Source organism: Zhongshania antarctica (assembly GCF_014202945.1).
Classification (GTDB): Bacteria; Pseudomonadota; Gammaproteobacteria; order Pseudomonadales; family Spongiibacteraceae; genus Spongiibacter; species Spongiibacter antarcticus.
Window position 1 is genome coordinate 256,869 of the sequence record NZ_JACHHW010000005.1, and the last position, 19,184, is coordinate 276,052.

General features: G+C 52.1%; 22 protein-coding genes. 11 read left to right on the top strand and 11 right to left on the bottom strand.

All coding sequences use genetic code 11. The annotated features are described in order from the left end of the window. Nucleotides 1-6: 6 nt before the first annotated feature. The 3 genes from HNQ57_RS10410 to HNQ57_RS10420 form a co-directional block, all read right to left on the bottom strand. Entirely contained in the window at nt 7-576 is a 570-nt protein-coding gene (locus tag HNQ57_RS10410; protein ID WP_184462721.1) for a glycine zipper 2TM domain-containing protein, read from the bottom strand. A 137-nt stretch (nt 577-713) separates the two neighbouring features. After that, entirely contained in the window at nt 714-1,478 is a 765-nt protein-coding gene (locus tag HNQ57_RS10415) for an adenosylcobinamide-GDP ribazoletransferase (protein ID WP_221301659.1), read from the bottom strand. A gap of 103 nt (nt 1,479-1,581) precedes the next feature. After that, nucleotides 1,582-1,992, bottom strand: a complete 411-nt coding sequence (locus tag HNQ57_RS10420) for an Hsp20/alpha crystallin family protein (RefSeq protein WP_184462723.1) — start codon at nt 1,990-1,992, stop codon at nt 1,582-1,584. A gap of 159 nt (nt 1,993-2,151) precedes the next feature. Between HNQ57_RS10420 and HNQ57_RS10425 the strand changes: the two genes are divergently transcribed. Together HNQ57_RS10425 and murI are read left to right on the top strand one after the other, a co-directional pair. Beyond that, complete coding sequence (locus HNQ57_RS10425) at nt 2,152-2,631, top strand: peroxiredoxin (protein ID WP_184462725.1); 480 nt, start codon at nt 2,152-2,154, stop codon at nt 2,629-2,631. Then, a complete protein-coding gene (gene murI, locus HNQ57_RS10430; protein WP_184462727.1) occupies nt 2,628-3,437 on the top strand; it encodes a glutamate racemase in 810 nt (269 codons plus the stop codon). Before HNQ57_RS10425 ends, murI begins: the two co-directional genes overlap by 4 nt. Here the strand turns inward: murI and HNQ57_RS10435 are convergent. The 3 genes from HNQ57_RS10435 to HNQ57_RS10445 all read right to left on the bottom strand — a co-directional run bounded on the left by HNQ57_RS10435 (nt 3,424) and on the right by HNQ57_RS10445 (nt 5,700). Then, nucleotides 3,424-3,762, bottom strand: coding sequence for a hypothetical protein (locus HNQ57_RS10435; RefSeq protein WP_184462729.1), 339 nt, complete (start codon nt 3,760-3,762; stop codon nt 3,424-3,426). The two genes, murI and HNQ57_RS10435, sit on opposite strands and share 14 nt — an antisense overlap. Before the next feature lie 116 nt (nt 3,763-3,878). Further along, nucleotides 3,879-4,886 carry an aromatic ring-hydroxylating oxygenase subunit alpha gene (locus HNQ57_RS10440; protein ID WP_008253275.1) on the bottom strand — a complete coding sequence of 336 codons (1,008 nt, stop codon included), beginning with the start codon at nt 4,884-4,886 and terminating at the stop codon, nt 3,879-3,881. Between the two features lie 196 nt (nt 4,887-5,082). Continuing rightward, complete coding sequence (locus HNQ57_RS10445; protein WP_184462731.1) at nt 5,083-5,700, bottom strand: hypothetical protein; 618 nt, start codon at nt 5,698-5,700, stop codon at nt 5,083-5,085. A gap of 99 nt (nt 5,701-5,799) precedes the next feature. Between HNQ57_RS10445 and moaA the strand changes: the two genes are divergently transcribed. From moaA to HNQ57_RS10475, 6 genes are all read left to right on the top strand, one after another. Beyond that, nucleotides 5,800-6,801 (top strand): GTP 3',8-cyclase MoaA, encoded by a 1,002-nt coding sequence (gene moaA / locus HNQ57_RS10450; protein ID WP_184462733.1) that lies wholly within the window; start codon nt 5,800-5,802, stop codon nt 6,799-6,801. A gap of 38 nt (nt 6,802-6,839) precedes the next feature. After that, nucleotides 6,840-7,328: a cupin domain-containing protein gene (locus HNQ57_RS10455; protein ID WP_226968307.1), complete on the top strand. Its 489-nt coding sequence runs from the start codon at nt 6,840-6,842 to the stop codon at nt 7,326-7,328. Nucleotides 7,329-7,345: 17 nt separating this feature from the next. Continuing rightward, the gene (locus HNQ57_RS10460) at nt 7,346-8,281 is read left to right on the top strand and encodes an AAA family ATPase (RefSeq protein ID WP_184462737.1); all 936 of its coding nucleotides are present in this window, start codon (nt 7,346-7,348) and stop codon (nt 8,279-8,281) included. 12 nt (nt 8,282-8,293) lie between these two features. Continuing rightward, a complete protein-coding gene (locus tag HNQ57_RS10465) occupies nt 8,294-9,706 on the top strand; it encodes a VWA domain-containing protein (protein WP_184462739.1) in 1,413 nt (470 codons plus the stop codon). A 102-nt stretch (nt 9,707-9,808) separates the two neighbouring features. Beyond that, nucleotides 9,809-10,444 (top strand): DUF502 domain-containing protein, encoded by a 636-nt coding sequence (locus HNQ57_RS10470; RefSeq protein WP_184462741.1) that lies wholly within the window; start codon nt 9,809-9,811, stop codon nt 10,442-10,444. Nucleotides 10,445-10,480: 36 nt separating this feature from the next. Continuing rightward, the gene (locus tag HNQ57_RS10475; protein WP_226968308.1) at nt 10,481-11,941 is read left to right on the top strand and encodes a TrkH family potassium uptake protein; all 1,461 of its coding nucleotides are present in this window, start codon (nt 10,481-10,483) and stop codon (nt 11,939-11,941) included. A gap of 76 nt (nt 11,942-12,017) precedes the next feature. Here the strand turns inward: HNQ57_RS10475 and HNQ57_RS10480 are convergent, their stop codons facing one another. Beyond that, entirely contained in the window at nt 12,018-12,374 is a 357-nt protein-coding gene (locus HNQ57_RS10480) for a DUF4112 domain-containing protein (RefSeq protein ID WP_184462743.1), read from the bottom strand. 4 nt (nt 12,375-12,378) lie between these two features. Continuing rightward, entirely contained in the window at nt 12,379-12,537 is a 159-nt protein-coding gene (locus HNQ57_RS10485; protein ID WP_184462745.1) for a YqaE/Pmp3 family membrane protein, read from the bottom strand. A gap of 193 nt (nt 12,538-12,730) precedes the next feature. Between HNQ57_RS10485 and HNQ57_RS10490 the strand changes: the two genes are divergently transcribed. Then, nucleotides 12,731-13,594 (top strand): acyl-CoA thioesterase, encoded by an 864-nt coding sequence (locus HNQ57_RS10490; protein WP_184462747.1) that lies wholly within the window; start codon nt 12,731-12,733, stop codon nt 13,592-13,594. Between the two features lie 22 nt (nt 13,595-13,616). On the opposite strand, the gene HNQ57_RS10495 is transcribed toward HNQ57_RS10490, so the two are convergent. Beyond that, the gene (locus HNQ57_RS10495) at nt 13,617-13,895 is read right to left on the bottom strand and encodes a DUF202 domain-containing protein (protein ID WP_184462749.1); all 279 of its coding nucleotides are present in this window, start codon (nt 13,893-13,895) and stop codon (nt 13,617-13,619) included. A gap of 132 nt (nt 13,896-14,027) precedes the next feature. Between HNQ57_RS10495 and HNQ57_RS10500 the strand changes: the two genes are divergently transcribed. Continuing rightward, the gene (locus HNQ57_RS10500) at nt 14,028-15,215 is read left to right on the top strand and encodes a leucine-rich repeat-containing protein kinase family protein (RefSeq protein WP_184462751.1); all 1,188 of its coding nucleotides are present in this window, start codon (nt 14,028-14,030) and stop codon (nt 15,213-15,215) included. A 62-nt stretch (nt 15,216-15,277) separates the two neighbouring features. On the opposite strand, the gene HNQ57_RS10505 is transcribed toward HNQ57_RS10500, so the two are convergent. After that, complete coding sequence (locus HNQ57_RS10505; protein ID WP_184462753.1) at nt 15,278-15,499, bottom strand: hypothetical protein; 222 nt, start codon at nt 15,497-15,499, stop codon at nt 15,278-15,280. Nucleotides 15,500-16,068: 569 nt separating this feature from the next. On the opposite strand from HNQ57_RS10505, the gene HNQ57_RS10510 reads away from it, so the two are divergent. Then, entirely contained in the window at nt 16,069-16,653 is a 585-nt protein-coding gene (locus HNQ57_RS10510; RefSeq protein ID WP_184462755.1) for a hypothetical protein, read from the top strand. Between the two features lie 233 nt (nt 16,654-16,886). On the opposite strand, the gene HNQ57_RS10515 is transcribed toward HNQ57_RS10510, so the two are convergent. Then, nucleotides 16,887-18,995 (bottom strand): PQQ-dependent dehydrogenase, methanol/ethanol family, encoded by a 2,109-nt coding sequence (locus tag HNQ57_RS10515; protein WP_184462757.1) that lies wholly within the window; start codon nt 18,993-18,995, stop codon nt 16,887-16,889. Between the last annotated feature and the right edge of the window lie 189 nt (nt 18,996-19,184).

Below are 19,184 nucleotides of genomic sequence, written 5' to 3' on the forward strand. Positions count from 1 at the left end.
CTTGATCTAGAATTTAGTTGTTTCTGATTTGCTGGTATCAGATTGACTCAGCACCAGCTGACCATTCTCAACGGGAATTGTCGCTCCCGGTTTATGATCCATAATTACCGTGTCGGTTTTACCCTCTAACTGGTAAGTCACACTATAGCCGGTAATTTTCTGATGAGGGTCTTGCACTGTATTACAGCGTTGCTCAGTTGTGGTGTACACGTCTTTTTGCTGCATATTTTTCTGCACTTTATTTCCCGCGTAACCACCCGCTGCCGCACCCGCGACGGTCGCCAGCTTCTTGCCGTTACCGCCACCAACCTGCTTACCAATAACCGCGCCCAGTACGGCGCCAATCACTGTGCCGGTCACTTGGTTGCCGTCTTTCACTTCGGCCTGGTGCTGAACAACTTCGTCATAGCACTCTTGACGGTCAGTGTAATAGGTTTCGGTAATGGCCTTGCTGTCGACAACCTCGGCGAATTGCGGCTTTTTACTTTCTACAATCGTGTTATAGCCCGCATAACTGCCCGCCGCCGTTACTGCCACTGCGCCAAATATGCCGCCTACCAATAAATTTGTGTTCATGCCTGTATCCTCAGCCATAAATTGCTTGTAATGCTATGACTGTAGTTGACGCAATGAGTGCCGCCAAATCATGGTTTAAGACTGTGCAGTATTCACACTTTGTGAATTTGCGCCAACCGCCCTAACTTCGCTTTTACTTATAACAAAAAAGCAAAATACACTAATATTTCAACCACTTGCTGCGCAGCCCCAAGGGCGTCGCCGGTATAACCACCAATCCGACGACGTAAATAGGCGGCAAATGCCCAGCGAAACAGCACAACCATTATAAGCAGACTTATAAAAGAATAGACATCAATAAAGAACACCAGTGGCAACAGCGGCGCACCAGAGTACAACCAGTGTTTAACGGGCATTGTTGTCGCCAAAGGTTTGGACTTACCTTCACCGCGCACATAATTAAGGTCCACCAAATACGAGGTCGACACCCAGCGACTAAACACATGCGCCCAGAGCAGGGCGACGACCACAACACCGATTGACGGCAGGGTGTGCAAACTGGTGGCTTTCAAGGCCAACACCGAAATCAGGCCCACCGTGCCGTAGGTACCAATGCGAGAGTCTTGCATTATGCGCAAGACATCTTCGCTGCGCCAACCGCCGCCAAAGCCATCGCAGCTGTCGGCAAAACCGTCTTCGTGGAAGGAACCGGTAATTAGAATAGAGGCGAGCATCGACAGCAGCACAGCCATCAGGCTATTGCCAAACAGCGCCAAAGCCGCAACATAAATAACGGCCGCTAACGCGCCAACCAGAAGACCGACCAGGGGAAAATAGCGCGAGGCGCCATTTAGCTTAGCCTCGCTAAAATCTGGGTCGGCGGGCACCGGTAACCGCGTCAGAAACCCCACGGCCAAAAGTAAAACCTGCCATTCATGACGACATTGCTGGCGAGTAATCAAAACCGGACTCCACATCAACGAGCAAAAAACGACGCTGCCAGACAAGGGCCTGACAGCGGATTAAGGTAGCCAGTGTAGCAAGCTCGCCAGTGTTGAGGTGCGCTTATTGCACCGTAATCTTACGCGGTTCATCTACCGTCGACTTAGGGATATTCAAGGCCAGCACGCCGTGTTCGATTTTGGCGGCAATTTCGTCAGCTTCAACGCCTTCAGGCAAGCTGAAGCGTCGTATAAACTGACCCTGCCAGCGCTCTTTGATGCTGTTTTTTGTCGTTTGCGCATCGGTTTTGCGCTCGCCCTGCACGGTTAGCACGCCGTTGTGCACGGTAATATCAACCGCGTCAGGGGCGATGCCCGGTACGTCCATCACCAATAAGAAGCCACCCTCATTTTCACAAATATCCACCGCGGGCTGCCACTGGGCGGCGCGCTCGCCATCACTTGCCTGGCGATCAAATCCCCGATTTATATCACGCAATTCATTGAACAAGGTAAACGGCAAATAACTATTCATGATAAAAACCTCCAAGACCTTAAATCTAAACCATGAACAGCACGTCGGCTGTTATCCTGAATATGGTGGCTGACTTTAGATTTTCAAGTGGATTACGCCCAGGCCATTGCTCTGCTAAACTGCTTGATCACACTCGTTTGATAATATTAAGGTCCTACTATGAGCATTCAGACTGGCGACAAAATTCCCGCAGCAAAACTGAAAGTGATGGGCGAAAAAGGCCCTCAAGACATCACCACCGAGGAACTCTTTAACGGTAAAAAAGTCGTTTTATTTGCTGTGCCCGGCGCGTTCACCCCCGGCTGCTCAATTACACACCTGCCCGGCTATATTGTTAATGCCGACAAAATTAAAGCCGCCGGAGTCGACACCATCGTCTGCATGTCAGTGAATGACGCCTTTGTTATGGATGCTTGGGGTAAATCCCAAAATGCCGAAGAGCTGCTGATGCTGGCCGATGGCAATGGCGACTTAACCAAAGCTCTGGGTCTAGAAATGGACGCCACTGGCTTCGGCATGGGTAGCCGCTCTAAACGTTTTGCCATGATTGTCGACAATGGCACCGTGAGCCACCTCGCCGTTGAACCTGCTGGTGGTGTTGACGTTAGCGCTGCTGAAAAAATTCTCGCCCTGCTGTGAGTACCAACCAGCACACTCCCCGTGTGCTGATCTTCGATTCCGGCGTCGGCTCATTGAGCATTGGCGCCGCAATACACGATCTGCTCCCGGAAATTGATCTGCTCTACGTAATGGATCACGGTGGCTTTCCCTATGGCGAATGGCCAGAAGCCCTACTCACCGAGCACATTTGCGCAACAATATGCAGGGTATTAGCGACCCACAAAGTCGACTTACTCGTCATGGCCTGTAATTCAGCGAGCACTGCCGTACTACCGGCATTGCGCGGTCAAATTGCGATCCCCGTGGTGGGTGTGGTCCCAGCGATTAAGCCCGCCGCAGCCCTTAGCCAGACCGGCGTTATTGGTTTACTAGCCACCCCTGGTACCGTTAGCAGGCCCTATACCGCACAACTTATTCAAGACTTTGCCGCGCACTGCCAAGTCATTGCCGTTGGCAGCCCCGAGCTAGCGCCAGCAGTTGAAAATTTTATTTGGCATGAACACGCATTAGATGCAGTTTTAAATAGGGTAAAAACCGCGTTCAGCCAGCACGCTGATTTTGCGGCTATGGATACGATTATTCTTGCCTGCACGCATTTCCCGCTGGTGCAGCCACAATTATCGGCCTTGTTACCCAATATACAATGGGTGGACTCGGGACAGGCCATCGCACGGCGCGTTGCCTTCCTTATGGGTGAATTGGGTTTTGCAGGAACACCGGGTAAACCGGCAAGACAGTCGGCGATTATTCTTGGCGAAGAAGCGGCAAGTGTAAATTTGACGCAGTGTTTACAGGCTAGAAATATAAAAATTAGCGCTGATTAAAATCAGTTACGCTGATGTCGTAAATACTTAATATCTCATTCATGTTTTTCATAGCGACGTTATAATTTGCTATTCGTTTACGCCGCCGCTCATCATTATCGCGCCCGGTGCCCACCGCCGTTTTATCCATGGTATCTAGGCATTTCAAATAACGTTGGCTGTCGTCCAAATAGCGTTCTACTCGGCGTTTAGCCACATTCATCTCGTCTGCGTCAGCAACCGCACCGTCAGCTAAATTTTGCGGCATCAACGGCAAAATACACGCTGCCTGAGCGAGGGGCACCCAGCTAACTAGAATAAAAAAAACAACTATTAAAAAACGCATTTGCTCAATCCGGCAATAAACTCGTTGGCAGAGTATACCGCAGAATGCGCGACGGGAGACGCGAGACGCGTGTAAAAACACGGTCTCGCTCACCTCCCAAAATGGTGGAATTTACCTTATAGGGCGCGGGGGTCAAAACCGCCAGCGTAGAACTGGCTATACCACTTCCGGAATTTAGCGATAGGGCCATCGCCATCACACAAAATAGGGAGGGGACGATAGATTTTGTGTTCCCAAATCGGCTTATCTTCTTCTAACTGACCAACAATATTGGCAATGATCGCCGCATTCACGCCGCCTTTCTTCACTTCGCCATTCACTTTAGGCTGAATAAACGCAAAGCGTACCTGCACCTTGTGCTCGTCAATTGGCGTGGTCATACCCAATAAAAAGGTATCGGCAATCCCTTCAAACTTGGTAAAACCCTGACCAGGACCAGCACTACCCGTGCGAATTGAGCCTTTAACCTCGCCTCTCGGCGTCGGCATGTTAGCCACCTGCAAGCCTCGTACAATTGGACCGTCGTAGGTCGTTTCCCACTCAGGGAAGGAGGCCGTGCCATGCACGTACTTAAAATGTGCTGGGTCGGCGGCATTTTCGGCCATCTCTTGGGGATGCGTATGAATGATCCATTCATAGCGGTCTTGGGGAGACCAGTCATCGCTATTGGCTTCGTCGTGACTTATCACGTCCCACAACGGCGCGGCGCCATCAGGGTGATACCACGCCCAAATCACCTTATTGGTTTCCGTGATGGGGAAGGTTTTTAAGCACTTTTTACCCGCCACTTTTGGTGGCATATTCTTGGCGTAAGGCACCTCAACACACTCGCCCTCAGGGCTAAATTTCCACGAGTGAAAGGGGCAGACAATATTATTGCCTTCAATACGACCACCGCCCGTGCCTGAGCGCTCGTGAATACCGTGACCGAGGTGTGCGCCCAAATGCGGGCAATAGGCTTCCATTAATACCGCTTTACCGGCTTCAGTGCGAAATAGCACCAACTCCTGGTCAAAGTAATGCACCGCGCGGGATTCGCTGGGCGCCAGTTCATCGGAATAAGACACCGCAAACCAGCCAAAGGGCATGGGCATCGGGTAGCGTTTAATCGTTTGACTGGTCATTGTTCTGTCCTCAGGGCGCTTAGCGGCAAACGCAAAATTCGGTGAGATTGGCGTATTTTGCCCACACTTTACTCTCCACATCGCGACAGACAATGACAAATGGAGACAGGACACTGGCAAAAAACGCCACGCTCACACCGCTACAGTGGCTTTGGCGACCCTAGAGGCCGCCAAACGTGCTTAAGCCAATTGCGGCTTAACGCCAGCTCTTAAATTTTTCCATCATCACATCGGCGCCCATACGAATCAGCGACTCATTAGGCGAGCCCGGCTGCACACCGGTCGCCAAAATGGTCTGCTGTACGGCGATTTCCTTGGCCACGTCTTCCATCGTTTGCTCGTCGACTGGCTCCCCCTCTGGGGTTTTGGCCTCACCTTTAGCCGCTGCGCGAATCTGAGCATCGCGCTCCGAACCTGGCTCAACACCACCCCGGCGCATCACCTCCACCACCGCTAAATCTTCGGCCGCTTGGCGACTATCAATGGGCTTGCCCTCGGCGTCATAAATACCATCGTTGGGTTCGTAGGCGGTTTCTGGCGATTGGCCCATGCTAATGCGGATCATTGCCGCCTCGGTAGAGTCAGGCGCCACACCCGCTTTACGGACGGCCTCTTCCGCTGCGCGGGCTTTTCCTGCCTGTATTGCGGTAATGGGCTGACCGTGACGATCGTAAATAACCGCTGTTTGACCGGCCTGCGCACTGGCCGACGCGGCGGTAGCACTAGATTCCTGAGTTTTCGCTGTTGACTCAGCCGCCTGCAGAGGCAGTGCAACACAGAGCGCAACTCCTGCCAAGATATTGAAAACCTTCATTTTTAACCCCTATATTGACCAAATTTTACTATTTTAAAATCCATTTACAGCCCATTACACACAAAGCCAGTTGGCCCAGCCTGTGTTAACATCGCTAGCATGACTAGCACAAGCACCCCACTACAAGACCGCTTTGGTCGCAGCGTCGATTACCTGCGACTCTCGGTCACCGACCGCTGCGATTTCCGCTGTGTATACTGCATGGCGGAAGATATGACCTTTTTGCCCCGCAAGCAAATTCTCAGCCTTGAGCAGTTGTACGATATTGCCAGTAATTTTGTTGAGCTTGGCGTTAAAAAAATCCGTCTCACTGGCGGCGAGCCGCTCGTCCGCAACAATGTCATGGCCTTGGTCGAACGCCTAGGCAAACTCGACAAACTTGAACAGCTGCACCTGACCACCAATGGTGCTCAGCTCGACAAATACGCAGGCCCACTCAAAGCAGCCGGTTTGACCGGTATGAATATCAGCATCGACAGCCTGCAGCCCGAGCGCTTTAAAGCACTAACCCGCTTTGGCGAACTCAGTAAGGTACTGGCCGGTATCGATGCCGCCGTCGCAACAGGCTTCCAGCGCATCAAACTCAATGCGGTGATTCTCAAGGGCAGAAACGACGACGAGATAATCGATTTAGTCGACTACGCCCGCCACAAAAATGTCGATATCAGCTTTATAGAAGAAATGCCGCTTGGTCAGATTAGCGAACACGACCGCGCCAAAAGCTTTATTAGCAGCGAGCAAATTCGTGACACCATCCATGCCCGCTACCCCTTAACCACCAGCACAGAAACCACTGGCGGCCCGTCGCGCTACTACCGCATGGCCGACAGCGTGAGTCGTATAGGTTTTATCTCTCCCCATAGCCACAATTTTTGCCATCTGTGTAATCGGGTGAGGCTAACCGTAGAAGGGCGATTACTGCTCTGTCTCGGCAACGAGCATTCGCTAAACTTAAAAGAGATCATTGAGGCCCACCCCGGCGACGATCAGGTATTGCAGACTGCCATTATCAAGGCCATGGACCTAAAGCCGGAACGCCATCACTTTGATCTCGACGGCGAACCGCAAATCGTGCGGTTTATGAATACCACTGGTGGCTGATGCAAGCACCGGCAGCGCCCCCTGTAGCTGATGCTGCAATGAACAGCGCAACACTTATCGCCCAACTCGACCTTGAGCCTCATCTTGAAGGTGGCTATTTTCGCCGTAGTTATACCGCGCCACACAGCATTAATGGCCGCCCCGCCATGTCGTCGATCTATTATTTACTCACCGCCGACAGTCCTGTTGGTCACCTGCACCGCAATCGCTCTGATATTTTGCATTTTTGGCAGGGCGGTAGTTCGCTGCGTTACACCCTGATCTCACCCGACGGTGAGTTGAGCCATAAGGTGATGGGACCAGATATTAGCGCTGGCGAACAACTGCAAATGTTGGTGCCCGGCGATTATTGGAAAGCCTCGGAATTATGCGGTGGCGACTACGGCCTTATTTCAGAGGCGGTATGCCCCGGCTTTGACTTTGCCGACCACCAATTGGCCAGCGCCGCGCAAATTCAACACGACTATCCCCAGCACTGTCAGCGCTTGGCGCGCCTTATTTCACCCTCACGTAACAAAAACAGCTAGGTATTGGAATATTTGCTATGAGTGACGCCCGCAAAAATATCGACACCCTCATCGCCCAACTGGCAGAGCAGGGCTATATCGCCAGCTCCGCAATTGCCACCACCCTGTATATTGCCCAGCAATTAGAGCGCCCCATTCTTATTGAGGGGCCACCGGGCGTAGGTAAAACCGAGTTGGCCAATGCCACCGCCGCTATGCTCAACAAGCCCATGTTCCGCCTACAATGTTATGAGGGGCTCGACGAAAGCAAGGCGCTTTACGACTGGAAATACAGCAAACAGCTATTGTATGTGCAGGTTTTAAAGGAACAGTTACAAGAAATACTCGACGGCGCTGAAGGCCTAAACTCGGCAGTTGAGCGCCTGCATAATTTTGACGATATTTTCTATTCTGAGCGCTTTCTCGAACCCCGGCCACTGCTCAAAGCCTTGCAAAGCGACAGCGGCGCGGTGCTATTAATAGACGAAATCGACAAAGCCGACTATGAGTTTGAATCCCTGCTGCTGGAAATTCTCGCCGACTTCAAAGTCACCCTGCCGGAGATCGGCACCTTGAGCGCAGTGCACAAACCCTTGGTCATTCTCACTAGCAACAACACCCGCGACCTCAGCGACGCCCTTAAACGCCGCTGCCTACACTTGTATATTCCCTTTCCTGAGGCCAAATTAGAAAACCAAATTGTGCAGAGTAGGGTGCCCGAGGTACCTGAGGCTCTGCGCCGCCAACTGGTCGACTTTGTTCACAGCGTACGCAGCTTCGATTTAAAGAAACAGCCCGCCATTAGCGAAACCATCGACTGGGCACGTAGCCTCCTTCTGCTGCACAGCGATAGCCTTTCCAAGCAACTGGTCGAAGACACCCTCAATGTACTGCTCAAATACGAGGAAGACATCGCCATGGTCACCCCAGAGTTGCACAGCTTAATTAAAAAGTCCGAAAGCGGCTTGTTGTAAACCCTAGCCACTATGGATAACACCCTACTTCAATTCATTCGTCACCTGCGCCACCACGGCCTGCCGGTGTCGACCGCTGAAACCTTAGACGCCATGCAAGTCACTGCGGCACTTGGCTATAGCGACCCCATACTATTGCGCGATGGCCTGGCGAGCTGCCTCGCCAAAACCGTCGACGACAACGACACGTTTGCCCTGTGTTTTGAACAATTCTTTCACCTCGACCATAGCCAGGACGCAAGCAGCAGCGACAGCCAAGCAGCAAATACCGAGCAAAACCTGCCGAGCAGCGAGCAAGCAAATGAGGGTGAGGGTGAAGTCGGTGATGGTGATGGCCAAGCCAGCGGCGAAGGCCAGGGCGATTCGGCAATGCCGGGCAAAGGTGGCGGCGGGGGCGGGGGCGGGCAAGGCAGTCAAACCCGCGCCGAAGTAATGCGCGCCGCCGCTGAAGCAGGTATCGAAAATATTCAGTTTCGCACCCAGCGCGGCGTATTTCGGCGCCGTATTCTCGATGTCCTCGGCGACAAACAGCGCCAGATCGAAATACAAGCATTGCGCGAAGCGGGCAACGACGAGCGCGCCAACTGGCTCGAACAAATTCGCGACGCCCAAATCGCGGCGGTAATCGATGTTATTAATCGACAACTGCTGCTCAATAACGACGCCTCAAGCCGCGCCATTCGCGACGATATACTTCAGAACAGTTCACTGTCGGCCATGGAGTCTTATCATCGCGAGCGCCTGCCACCGCTAATTCGCAAGCTCGCCAAAAAGCTCGCCTCACGGCATCGCCAACGCCATCGTCACGCCCGCAAGGGCAAGCTCGACTTGGGTAAAACCCTGCGCCGCAATATCGCCTACGGCGGCATTCCCTTCCATCGTTTTTGGAAAACCACGCGCAAAGATAAAAGTGAGATTTTTGTGCTCTGCGACATCAGTGGTTCGGTTAGCGCGTGGTCACGTGTACTACTGCTCTTTATGCAGGCCCTCAGCGACGTATTGCCCAGCACCCGCTGCTTTGTGTTTTGCGGGCGCAGTATTGAAGTCACTGATTTATTTCGCCAATACCCCGCCGACGAGGCCCTTGCCATTGTGCAGCAGCGTCACGGCCTCGGTAGCAGCGACTACGGTTTAGCCCTCAATACGTTTCGCGATCAAATTGCCGACAAACTCAACCGCCGCAGCTGCGTCATTATCTTAGGCGACGGCCGAGGTAATGGCGGCGATACCGGCATTGCCGCGCTGCGCGACATTTACCACCGCGCCCGTCTAGTGCTGTGGTTTAATCCTGAGTCCCAGTTTAGCTGGAATACCGGCGACTCTGAGATCCGCCGCTACCAAAGTGCCGCACACTATGTGGCGGAATGCGGTTCCCTGCGCAAATTAGAGCGATTACTAGACGGCCTATTAAGTCTATTACGTTAAGGTTCCGTGAAGATGCTCTGGCACAAATACACCCACATTGGCGATGTAGTCAGTCGCTAAACTCGCTACTATAAACACTGACCGAGACCAACCTGGATCGCTATGGACAAGCTCAAACATTTTATTAGCCAGTCATTTATCGGTGGCGTGTTGGTTATTGCCCCCATTGTCATTTTACTACTGGCGCTGCGCTGGGCAATGCACAGTGTCCAAGCGCTGATTGCCCCGCTGACCGACCCGCTAGAACGCATTACCGGCGCGCCAAGCTTAATCATCGACGTCGCGGTTATCGCGCTCATTCTCATCGCCTGTTTTATGGTTGGCACCCTCGTCGCCACCCGCGCCGGGCTTTGGCTACAAAACTTTGTCGACGCCCATTTAGCACGCTTTGCCCCCGGCTACAAACTGATTCGCGACATTATTCAGCAAATGTTTGGCGCCAATAGCAACTCACCCTTTACCCGTGGTGAAGCGGCGGTGGTGCAGCTCTATGGCAGCCACATCCCGTCCCGAGCCACCGCGATTATTACCAGCCGCCACAGCAATGGCTGGTTTACCGTATTCGTTCCCACCGGTCCCAATCCCACATCGGGTTTTGTCTACCACCTGCCACCGGATTGTGTAGAACCCCGACCCGACATTAAATTAGATGCCGCCTTTAAATCGATTATCTCCTGTGGCGCCGGTTCCGCAGAGCTCGGTATCATCAACGTTAATCAGCCAGCAACATCGCAATGACCAAGCACCAACCGATCGGCAAGTGACGGCAGCACGATGATGGGCCAAGCCACACTGATTAAACCCGTACTCAAGGTTTGTAGCTTAATCTTACTGGTATTTGGCCTGCTAATGGCTGTACCGCTGCTAATGGCCATCATTTACAACACCGGCAATAGCCGCGCCTTTGCCGGTGCGCTTGGTTTAACCGTGACACTCGCGGCCTGTGGTTGGTTACTCTCGCGCTCCTACCGTATGAGTATGCTAACGCCCAGGCAAATGTTCTTAATTACCACCAGCTCGTGGCTGCTTATTTCCCTGACTGGCGCATTACCCTTTTTATTAATACCCGGCTTTTGCGGCTTTACCGACGCGGTGTTTGAATCAGTCTCTGGTTTGACAACCACCGGCTCAACGGTCTTGGTTGGCCTAGACGGCATGGCCCACGACATTCTAGTGTGGCGCTCCATGCTACAGTGGGTCGGCGGGCTCGGCGTCATCGGCATGGCCGTCGCTATTCTGCCCTTTTTGAAAGTCGGCGGTATGCGTTTATTTCAAACTGAGTCCTCTGACTGGTCAGACAAAACCACGCGCTCCGGCACCATGGTCACGATGATCATCTACGTTTATATCATCCTCACCTTCCTGTGCGCCGGCGCCTATATGCTCGACGGCATGGACAGCTTTCACGCCGTCAACCACGCCATGACCACCATATCCACTGGCGGCTATTCGACCTCAGACAGCTCCTTTGCCCAGTTCGCCGACCTGCCCAGCCACTGGATAGCAATCTTCTTTATGATACTCGGCGCCATGCCCTTTACAATTTACGTGCACTTTATAATTAAGCGCCACTGGCAGGTGTTTAACGACCAACAAATTCGTGGCTTTTTACTCACCTTGCTGGTTCTCAGTGTCATCATCACCCTGCATCTACTCTCCGAAACCGACATCGATCTGGCTCACGCCCTCACCTATGCCACCTTTAATTTAGTGTCGGTCATTACCACCACCGGCTTCGCCAGCGGTGACTATTCGCAGTGGGGCGAGTTGGCCGTGGCGGCATTTTTCTTTGCCATGTTTATTGGCGGTTGCTCAGGTTCCACTAGCGGTGGCATTAAAATATTTCGCTTTCAATTACTGTTTATGATGATGCAAGAAAGCATTGTTCGCGCGGTGCACCCCCGCGCCATGATCCACCGTCACTACAATAAACGGCCCGTCGACGACAGTATTGTGCTCTCGGCAGTGACCTTCGTTTTTATTATGCTGATCTCGCTGGTTACGATTACTCTGCTACTTGCGCTCAGCGGCCTAGACCTTACTACCAGCCTCACCGGCGCCGCTACCGCGCTCATGAATGTTGGCCCCGGATTAGGCGACATCATTGGCCCCGCAGGAAATTTTTCTAGCCTGCCAGATAGCAGTAAATGGATTTTGAGTGTGGGCATGTTACTTGGAAGACTGGAGTTTATGACTGTTATTTTGGTGCTGACGCCGACGTATTGGAAAAGCTAAAAAAATTCATCTCCATGTTCAAAATAAAAATTTAACTCTTTTCGCTTGAGTAAACTGCCTTAATGCACGCAATTTATCATTGCGTGCCAGCAGCGGCGACCCAATCTTCTAGCAACTTGGCATTACGGATATTTTTACGAAACGCGACATCAGCGATATCGCCAATCACCGGCACACTGCCTAACAAAAAATCCAGACCAATATTGCCGAGCATTTTTACCTGCAGTGTTGTCGGCGCATCAAGTTTACGAGCCTGCCACACAATGCCCAAACCAAGAAGGGCACTGAGCAGATCGCCCGCCACCGGCAGCAAGCCCAGCACCGCATCTAAGCCGAATCGCCAAGGGGTGTGGGGGATTCCCCATGCACCGTCTAGGAGTGTAGCGAGTTGGCGGCTGCGGCGCAGCCGCTGTTCGATTTCCTTGTCGGTCATTTAGCTACTTCTTAGCAATAATATAAACCGCGTGAATAATCCCCGGCAAGTAGCCACACAGCGTCAGAATGATATTAAGCCAAAAATGCTTACCCAAACCTACTTGGAGGAAAACACCCACTGGCGGTAAAAATATAGCAAAAATAATACGGATAATATCCATAAAGGCACCCCTGTTGTAATGGCGGTTGACATGTTTTTTAAAGGTCGCACAGAAAACTAATTCTTAGACCATTTTCAGTGTAGCCTCTCTGGCAAAACCTGCGCCGGAAACCACCGCATAGCGGCTGTTGATCTCGCCGCCGTTGTTAAATAAGCTCTACGGCCCTCACAATATAACAGCGAGTACATTACGGGTGATAAGCAACATAAGTACACCAGCCGTGCCCAGCGCCAGCGAACTACTGGAATTTGACACCCTTGGCGAGAACCACTTTCGCGCCCGCCACAATCTCGACAATTTGGCCGGGATGACCTTTGGCGGCCAGGCACTGGGCCAGGCACTAGCGGCCGCCACCCGCACCGTTGCAGACTGGCACTGCCATAGCCTTAGTGGTTTGTTTATTCGTAGAGGCATCATTAACGAGCCCATCGACTACCGCGTTGAGCGCCTGAGTGACAGCCGCAAATTTGCCACGCGGCGAGTGAGCGCCGAGCAGCGCGGCCGGACCATATTCGAAATGCTGTGCTCCTTCCACGAGGGCGAAGAGGGCGTTCGCCACGAATTTACCGACATGGGCAATCCGCCACCACCGGAGTCACTGCAGAATCTGCAAGCATTTAGCGAAGCCAACCGCCACCGTTTACCGGGCGTCGTTGTCGATATTCTCGCCAAACCCTATCTCTTTGAGTTGCGCTTGCTTGAGCCCGACTTGTATTTTGACAACCCCACCGAGGCCAAACGCGACTTCTGGTTTCGTACCCCCTCGGCACAGGGCATTAAAGATGAACGCAGCCATCACGCGCTGCTTGCACTGATGTCTGACTACTGGCTGCCCGGCACCGTAGCCGTACCCCACGGCCGCGAGATTGGTATGCGCTTACTCGCCTCCCTCAACCACACCCTGCGCATACACGCACCGGTAAAAGTAGACGAATGGCTGCTGTACCGCACAGACAGTCACTGGGCGAACAATGGTCGAGGCTTGGTAGAAGGCAAAATATTCACTCAGGCCGGCCAGCTAGTCGCCTCAGTGAGCCAGGAAGCGGTATTGCGCTAACACCGCCTTGGCGCGGTGACGCCTAACTGCCGCCATTCACCTCGTCGGTATAGGCATTAAGCTCAGTTCTAACGCGATTAAATCGAAACAGGCCGACTACCAGCACAAGCAAACCGAACGCCGCCAGCACCCAGGCGGTGGCGACATGGGAGTTTATTTCAGCAAAAAACTGAAACAGCACCGCCGCCGCGCCCAGCAAGGCTAGGCCAGTGCGAACATAGGCAAGAAAAGTGCGTTCGTTCGCCAAGCGGGTGCGTTCAATGGCCAATTTGTCGCGGGTATCAGAGGAGTTGTCGGTCATAGATCACCTTGCCTTAATGACGTTGCTTTGCGCCACGGATCACTCCTCAGCTGCCTATTCGTTTCTTTCTTTTTACGGGCTTATTCAGTAGGCTTCAAGCGCTTAATTTGATGTACACACGGGCCTACTATTTTGCATACCTTAGCGCAGCTTAAATCCGGCGAATTAGCAGGCATTCAGCGCCTGAGCTTGTCGGCCAATCTCACCTCTTTGCCAGCAGAGATTTTCGACTTAGCCGATAGCCTGGAAATTCTCGATGTATCCAATAATCAATTAAGCAGCCTGCCCAGCGAACTAAGACAACTAAAAAAATTAAAAATTGTATTTGCCTCTAACAACCGTTTTACCGCACTGCCTGAGGTTTTAGGGCAGTGTGAAAATATCGAAATGCTGGGTTTTAAAGCCAATCAAATACGGCAGATGTCCGCCAAGGCACTGCCGCCCAAGCTGCGCTGGTTAACCCTAACAGGCAATCAACTAGAAACCCTGCCCGAGGCGATAGGCCAGTGCCATCGGCTGCAAAAGCTGCTGCTCGCGGGCAACCGCCTGCAGCAGCTACCTCATAGCTTGGCACAATGCCGCAATCTCGAATTACTGCGGGTTTCCGCCAACCAGCTTACCGACTGCCCCGAGCATATCCTCGATTTACCAAAGCTGGCTTGGCTGGCCTTTGCCGGCAACCCCTTTAGCCAATCCGAACCACTGGGCCTGTCGGTGCCAGAAATTGCCTCGTCCAGTTATACCTTAGACGAAGTGCTTGGTCAGGGCGCCTCGGGGATCATTTCAAAAGCACACTGGAATACCCCACAAGAGCAATTTCCCCGCGATATCGCCGTTAAAGTGTTTAAGGGTGAGGTGACCAGTGACGGCTATCCGCAAGATGAATTGCGAGCCTGCTTAAAGGTAGGGCGTCACCCCAATTTACTGACATCGCTGGCGCAGGTTAACGAAGCTGACTGCCTCGCCTTAATCATGAACCTAATACCGCCAAGCTATAAAAACTTAGGCCTGCCACCGAGCCTAAGCAGCTGCACCCGCGACACCTTTCCAGAAGACTTTTCATTGTCCGCAGCGCGAGTAGATAAAATCATCCAGCAAATGACCTCTATCTACGAGCACCTGCATGCGCAACAGGTTTGCCATGGCGATTTATACGCCCACAACACCCTGTTCGATGACCAGGCCAATATCCTGTTCGGGGATTTCGGCGCCGCCTCCATGTATCACATGCTCAGCGCCGCCCAGCAAAAAAAGATACAGACCATAGAACGCCGCGCCCTAGCGCATTTTATCGACGACCTAAGCCGTATTACTGCCTAAAACGCAAAAGGCAGATCGATAAAATCGACCTGCCTTTTGCGAGCTACACTGTAAACAAAAAATTACTTTTTGCTTTTTTCGTCGCCGCCATCTGCGTCAACACTAACAGAGGTGTTTTCGCCGTCGCTGTCGCTCTTAAAAGAAAAAGAGCCTTCACCGGTATCAATACTCACCGCGGTGGAGCCTTTCTCAGCAGCGGGTGCGGAGGCGGCCTTATCGTCGGCGCAAGCCACAAGCAGGCCAGCGAAGATGGTCAGTGTCGTGCCTATCAGAAGCTGTTTCATAAAATCTCGATTATCTATTGAGGAAACGAACACCTGCTTTGACTGAGGCAAGCGGGTTAAGTTCAAGATCCACTGCAATCTCAAAAACAGTCATTCTGAAATGAATCAGAATCCAGTACCACCCAAGCATTCGTCGCACCTCTAGGCCGTCATTCTGAAATGATTCAAAATCCATATACCACCGAAGTAAGTCATGGTTACCATGCCAGATGCTGCACCAAGTCCGCCATTAGGCCCTCGTCACATTAGCGATCCGTCGCCGGCATTACTTATTGCCGCCCTTTCAAGCGCCATGAACAGGAGCGCTCTTCCCATTAACATTTTTACGGTTTATTTAACGCATGGATATTTATAAAAAACGCGATATGATCAGGGGAATGGAATGTGTGGCAGAAATAAAGGGAATTAGTCTTCGTTTGTCTGGTGCCCGCGAATAGCGAGGTCGCCATCTCATTGAATCTCCTTATGTTTTTAAACCCATGCTGAAGCCCATTTTTTGATAAGGGAGCCAAAGTGATATAAGGCGCAAGTCTTCTGAATAAAACTGTTATACGGCACAGGGAGTTGTGATGCCTCAGAAAATGTCGTTCCTCTTTAATTCCGCTCAAGGTTTAAAACTTGCAGCCAATTATTTACTTGATCATATGGAAGATGAAGGGTTTAAAAGAAATCCCGTGAAATACTCTTTTATTTTAACGGCAGCAGCAACTTTGGAAAGCACCCTTAATGATGGAATAGTTAGTTGGGCTTATAATACATTTCCTCGAGATGATTATAAAAGACATGCATCTGCTTTTCTTGCTATTAATCTCAGAGGAAAATTAGATGTTATCGGCTTTTTAATTTCTAAAAGTACTCATATTACTGATAATAGCTCTCAAACATATCAAGATCTTTCCAACTTGGTAAAATTAAGAAATGAAGTGGCTCATAGTAAAGACTTTTTTACTGAAGTTGATATTGAGATGGTTACTGATGAGGAAGGAAATGAAGGGTTTTTATTGCCACCTGAATTTGAAAGGAAGTTTACTAATTCGCCGTTAATCCCCTCAAATGAAGAATATCTTAAAACGTATAAATCATTAGAGTTGTTATATAATGTTTTAAATAATGAAGCTAACTATATCGATGTAGATCTGTTTAAAGCCGTATAACAAGTCACTCAAAATGACAAATAACAGTTGGCTTTTGCTTCTTCGTCGCTTATTTTAACCAACTATTATTTGCCTCTTAGTGAGGCGTTAAGGCTGTAGAAAAACCTAGCAACTTCCATCAGTTTCATTTTCTTGATCGTCCGCTTATTAGCAATGCTGCATCGCCGACGTAGACCCACCTTCTCGGGGCACTTGTTAAGCCACTGCCCCGAGATTTCAAAATTTACTAAGACTTACTTCCCAATATCCAACTTAGCTTCCAAACCTTCATTGGCCGCAGAAATAATATAGCTGCGCAAATCCTGCACATCCGCTTTGTTTAACACGCCATTGAAAGCCGGCATGCCCCGGGAACTTAACACGCCATCGAGCACCACTGCTTGAATGGCTTCGTCGCTTGCCAGTAGTGGCGACCAGCGCAAGTCGGGAATAAGGCCACTGGAGATGGCATGGTCGCCGTGGCAAACCACGCAGTTGCTGTCGTAAATTATTTTGCCCTTGGCGATGGTTTCTGGGTTTGCATTGGATTCCGGTGGCGCTGGCCGTGCAGCGACCTTGTCTGCAATATCGGGCAGCGCGGATTTGCCACCGAGCTTAAAGACCATTAAACGGCCCACACCGGCGTCACTCTCAGCGGGGAATAAGCCACCATAAACCAAGGCAAAGGCACCACCCCAGCCCGAGGCCACGGCAATATACTGCTCACCATCCAGCTCATAGCTGATCGGCGGGGCGACGATGCCGGTTTGGGCAAAGAAGTCCCAAAGGCGCTCGCCATTGTCGGCGCGGTAGGCGACCAGCTTGGCATCTGCATTACCTTGAAAGACTAAGCCGCCAGCGGTGGACAAAACCCCGCCATTCCATGGGCTATTGTGCTCTACCTGCCAGGCGGGCTGTTGCTTGACTGGGTCCCAGGCCAGCAGGCGACCTTTTACCGCCGCTTTGACTGCCTTGAATTGCGCGACGTCGGTGGGCAGCGAGCCCATTGCGCTATCGGCGCCGGTATTCCAGCCCTTGGCGTTGTAGCTAAAATCTTTGTCATTGGCGTAAACGTAGGGGGTTTCCATTGCCGGTATATAGACCAAGCCTGAGTCAGGGCTAAACGACATGGGGTGCCAATTGTGGCCGCCAAACGGCCCCGGCAATTGCAGGTAGGGCGCTTTGCTGCCGTAGCGGGCTTCGGGTATTTCCACTGGCCGGCCGGTTTTGGGGTCGATATGGGTGGCCCAATTCACCGGCACGTAATTTTTGGCAGACAATAGCTCGCCAGTGGCGCGGTCGATCACATAAAAGAACCCGTTTTTGGGCGCCTGCATAATGACGCTGCGGGGTTTACCGTCTATTTCCAGCTCGGCCAATATCAGGTGCTGGGTAGCGGTGTAGTCCCAGGTTTCGCCGGGCGTGGTTTGGTAGTGCCAAACGTATTCACCGGTGTCTGGACGCAGCGCAACAATAGAGGAGAGGTAGAGGTTATCGCCGCCGCCGGGACTGCGAATACTTTGATTCCAGGGCGAGCCATTGCCCACACCCACATAGAGTAAATCCAGCGCTGGGTCGTAGGCCATGGAATCCCAGGCGGTGCCGCCGCCGCCAAATTTCCACCACTCGCCGGTCCAGGTTTTGGCGGCCTTGACCATGGCGGGATTTTCAAAACCGTCGGCCGGATTGCCGGGCACGGTGTAGAAGCGCCAGAGCATGTTCCCGGTGCTGATGTCATAGGCCGAGAGGTAGCCCCGCACGCCGAATTCTGCGCCGCCGTTGCCAATAAACACCTTGTCTTTAACGATGCGGGGGGCGCCAGTGATGGTATAGGGCTTACTCTGGTCAACGGTAATCACATCCCACAGCTTGGCGCCGGTTTTGGCGTCGAGCGCCAGCAGGCGGCCATCGATGGTGCCGGTGATGATTTTGCCATCGCTGTAGGCCACCCCGCGATTCACCGCGTCGCAACACAGATCAGCGGCTTTGCTGCGGTCTACTTTGGGGTCGAATTGCCAGCGCAGGGCGCCGGTCTTGGCGTCGAGGGCGAATACTTTATTCCAGGTGGCGGTAACGTAAATCAGGCCGTCGACCACCAGCGGTGTGGCTTCAATACCCCGACTCACGCCTAAGTCAAAACTCCACGCCAAGCCCAACTCGGCAATATTGCTGGGGGTAATTTTGTTCAGGGTTGAAAAGCGCTGCTCGGCATCGCCACCGCCATGCTTAGTCCACTCCACCGGGGCTGGCGCCGCGACGTTGACTGGCGGTTCAGGCGTCTTAGCGCAGGCGATTAACAACAGTGACGAGAAACAGAGAAGGCTTGCGCTTGTGAGTATTGAGGCGCCCGGGATTTTACGCATTATTGTCTCCATGTTTTCCACTATTACTTTTATGAGCCTGACAATGCCAAGCAAATGGACAGGTGTAAAGCGCTGAATGCTTGCCGGGAGACGGAAGACGCAAAAGCTGGGTTGGATGTTCGACGCGACGACCTCAGAGCGACAAGGAATGTCCTTAAGCGTCAGTCATCCGGCCCCCGACTTCCGTCT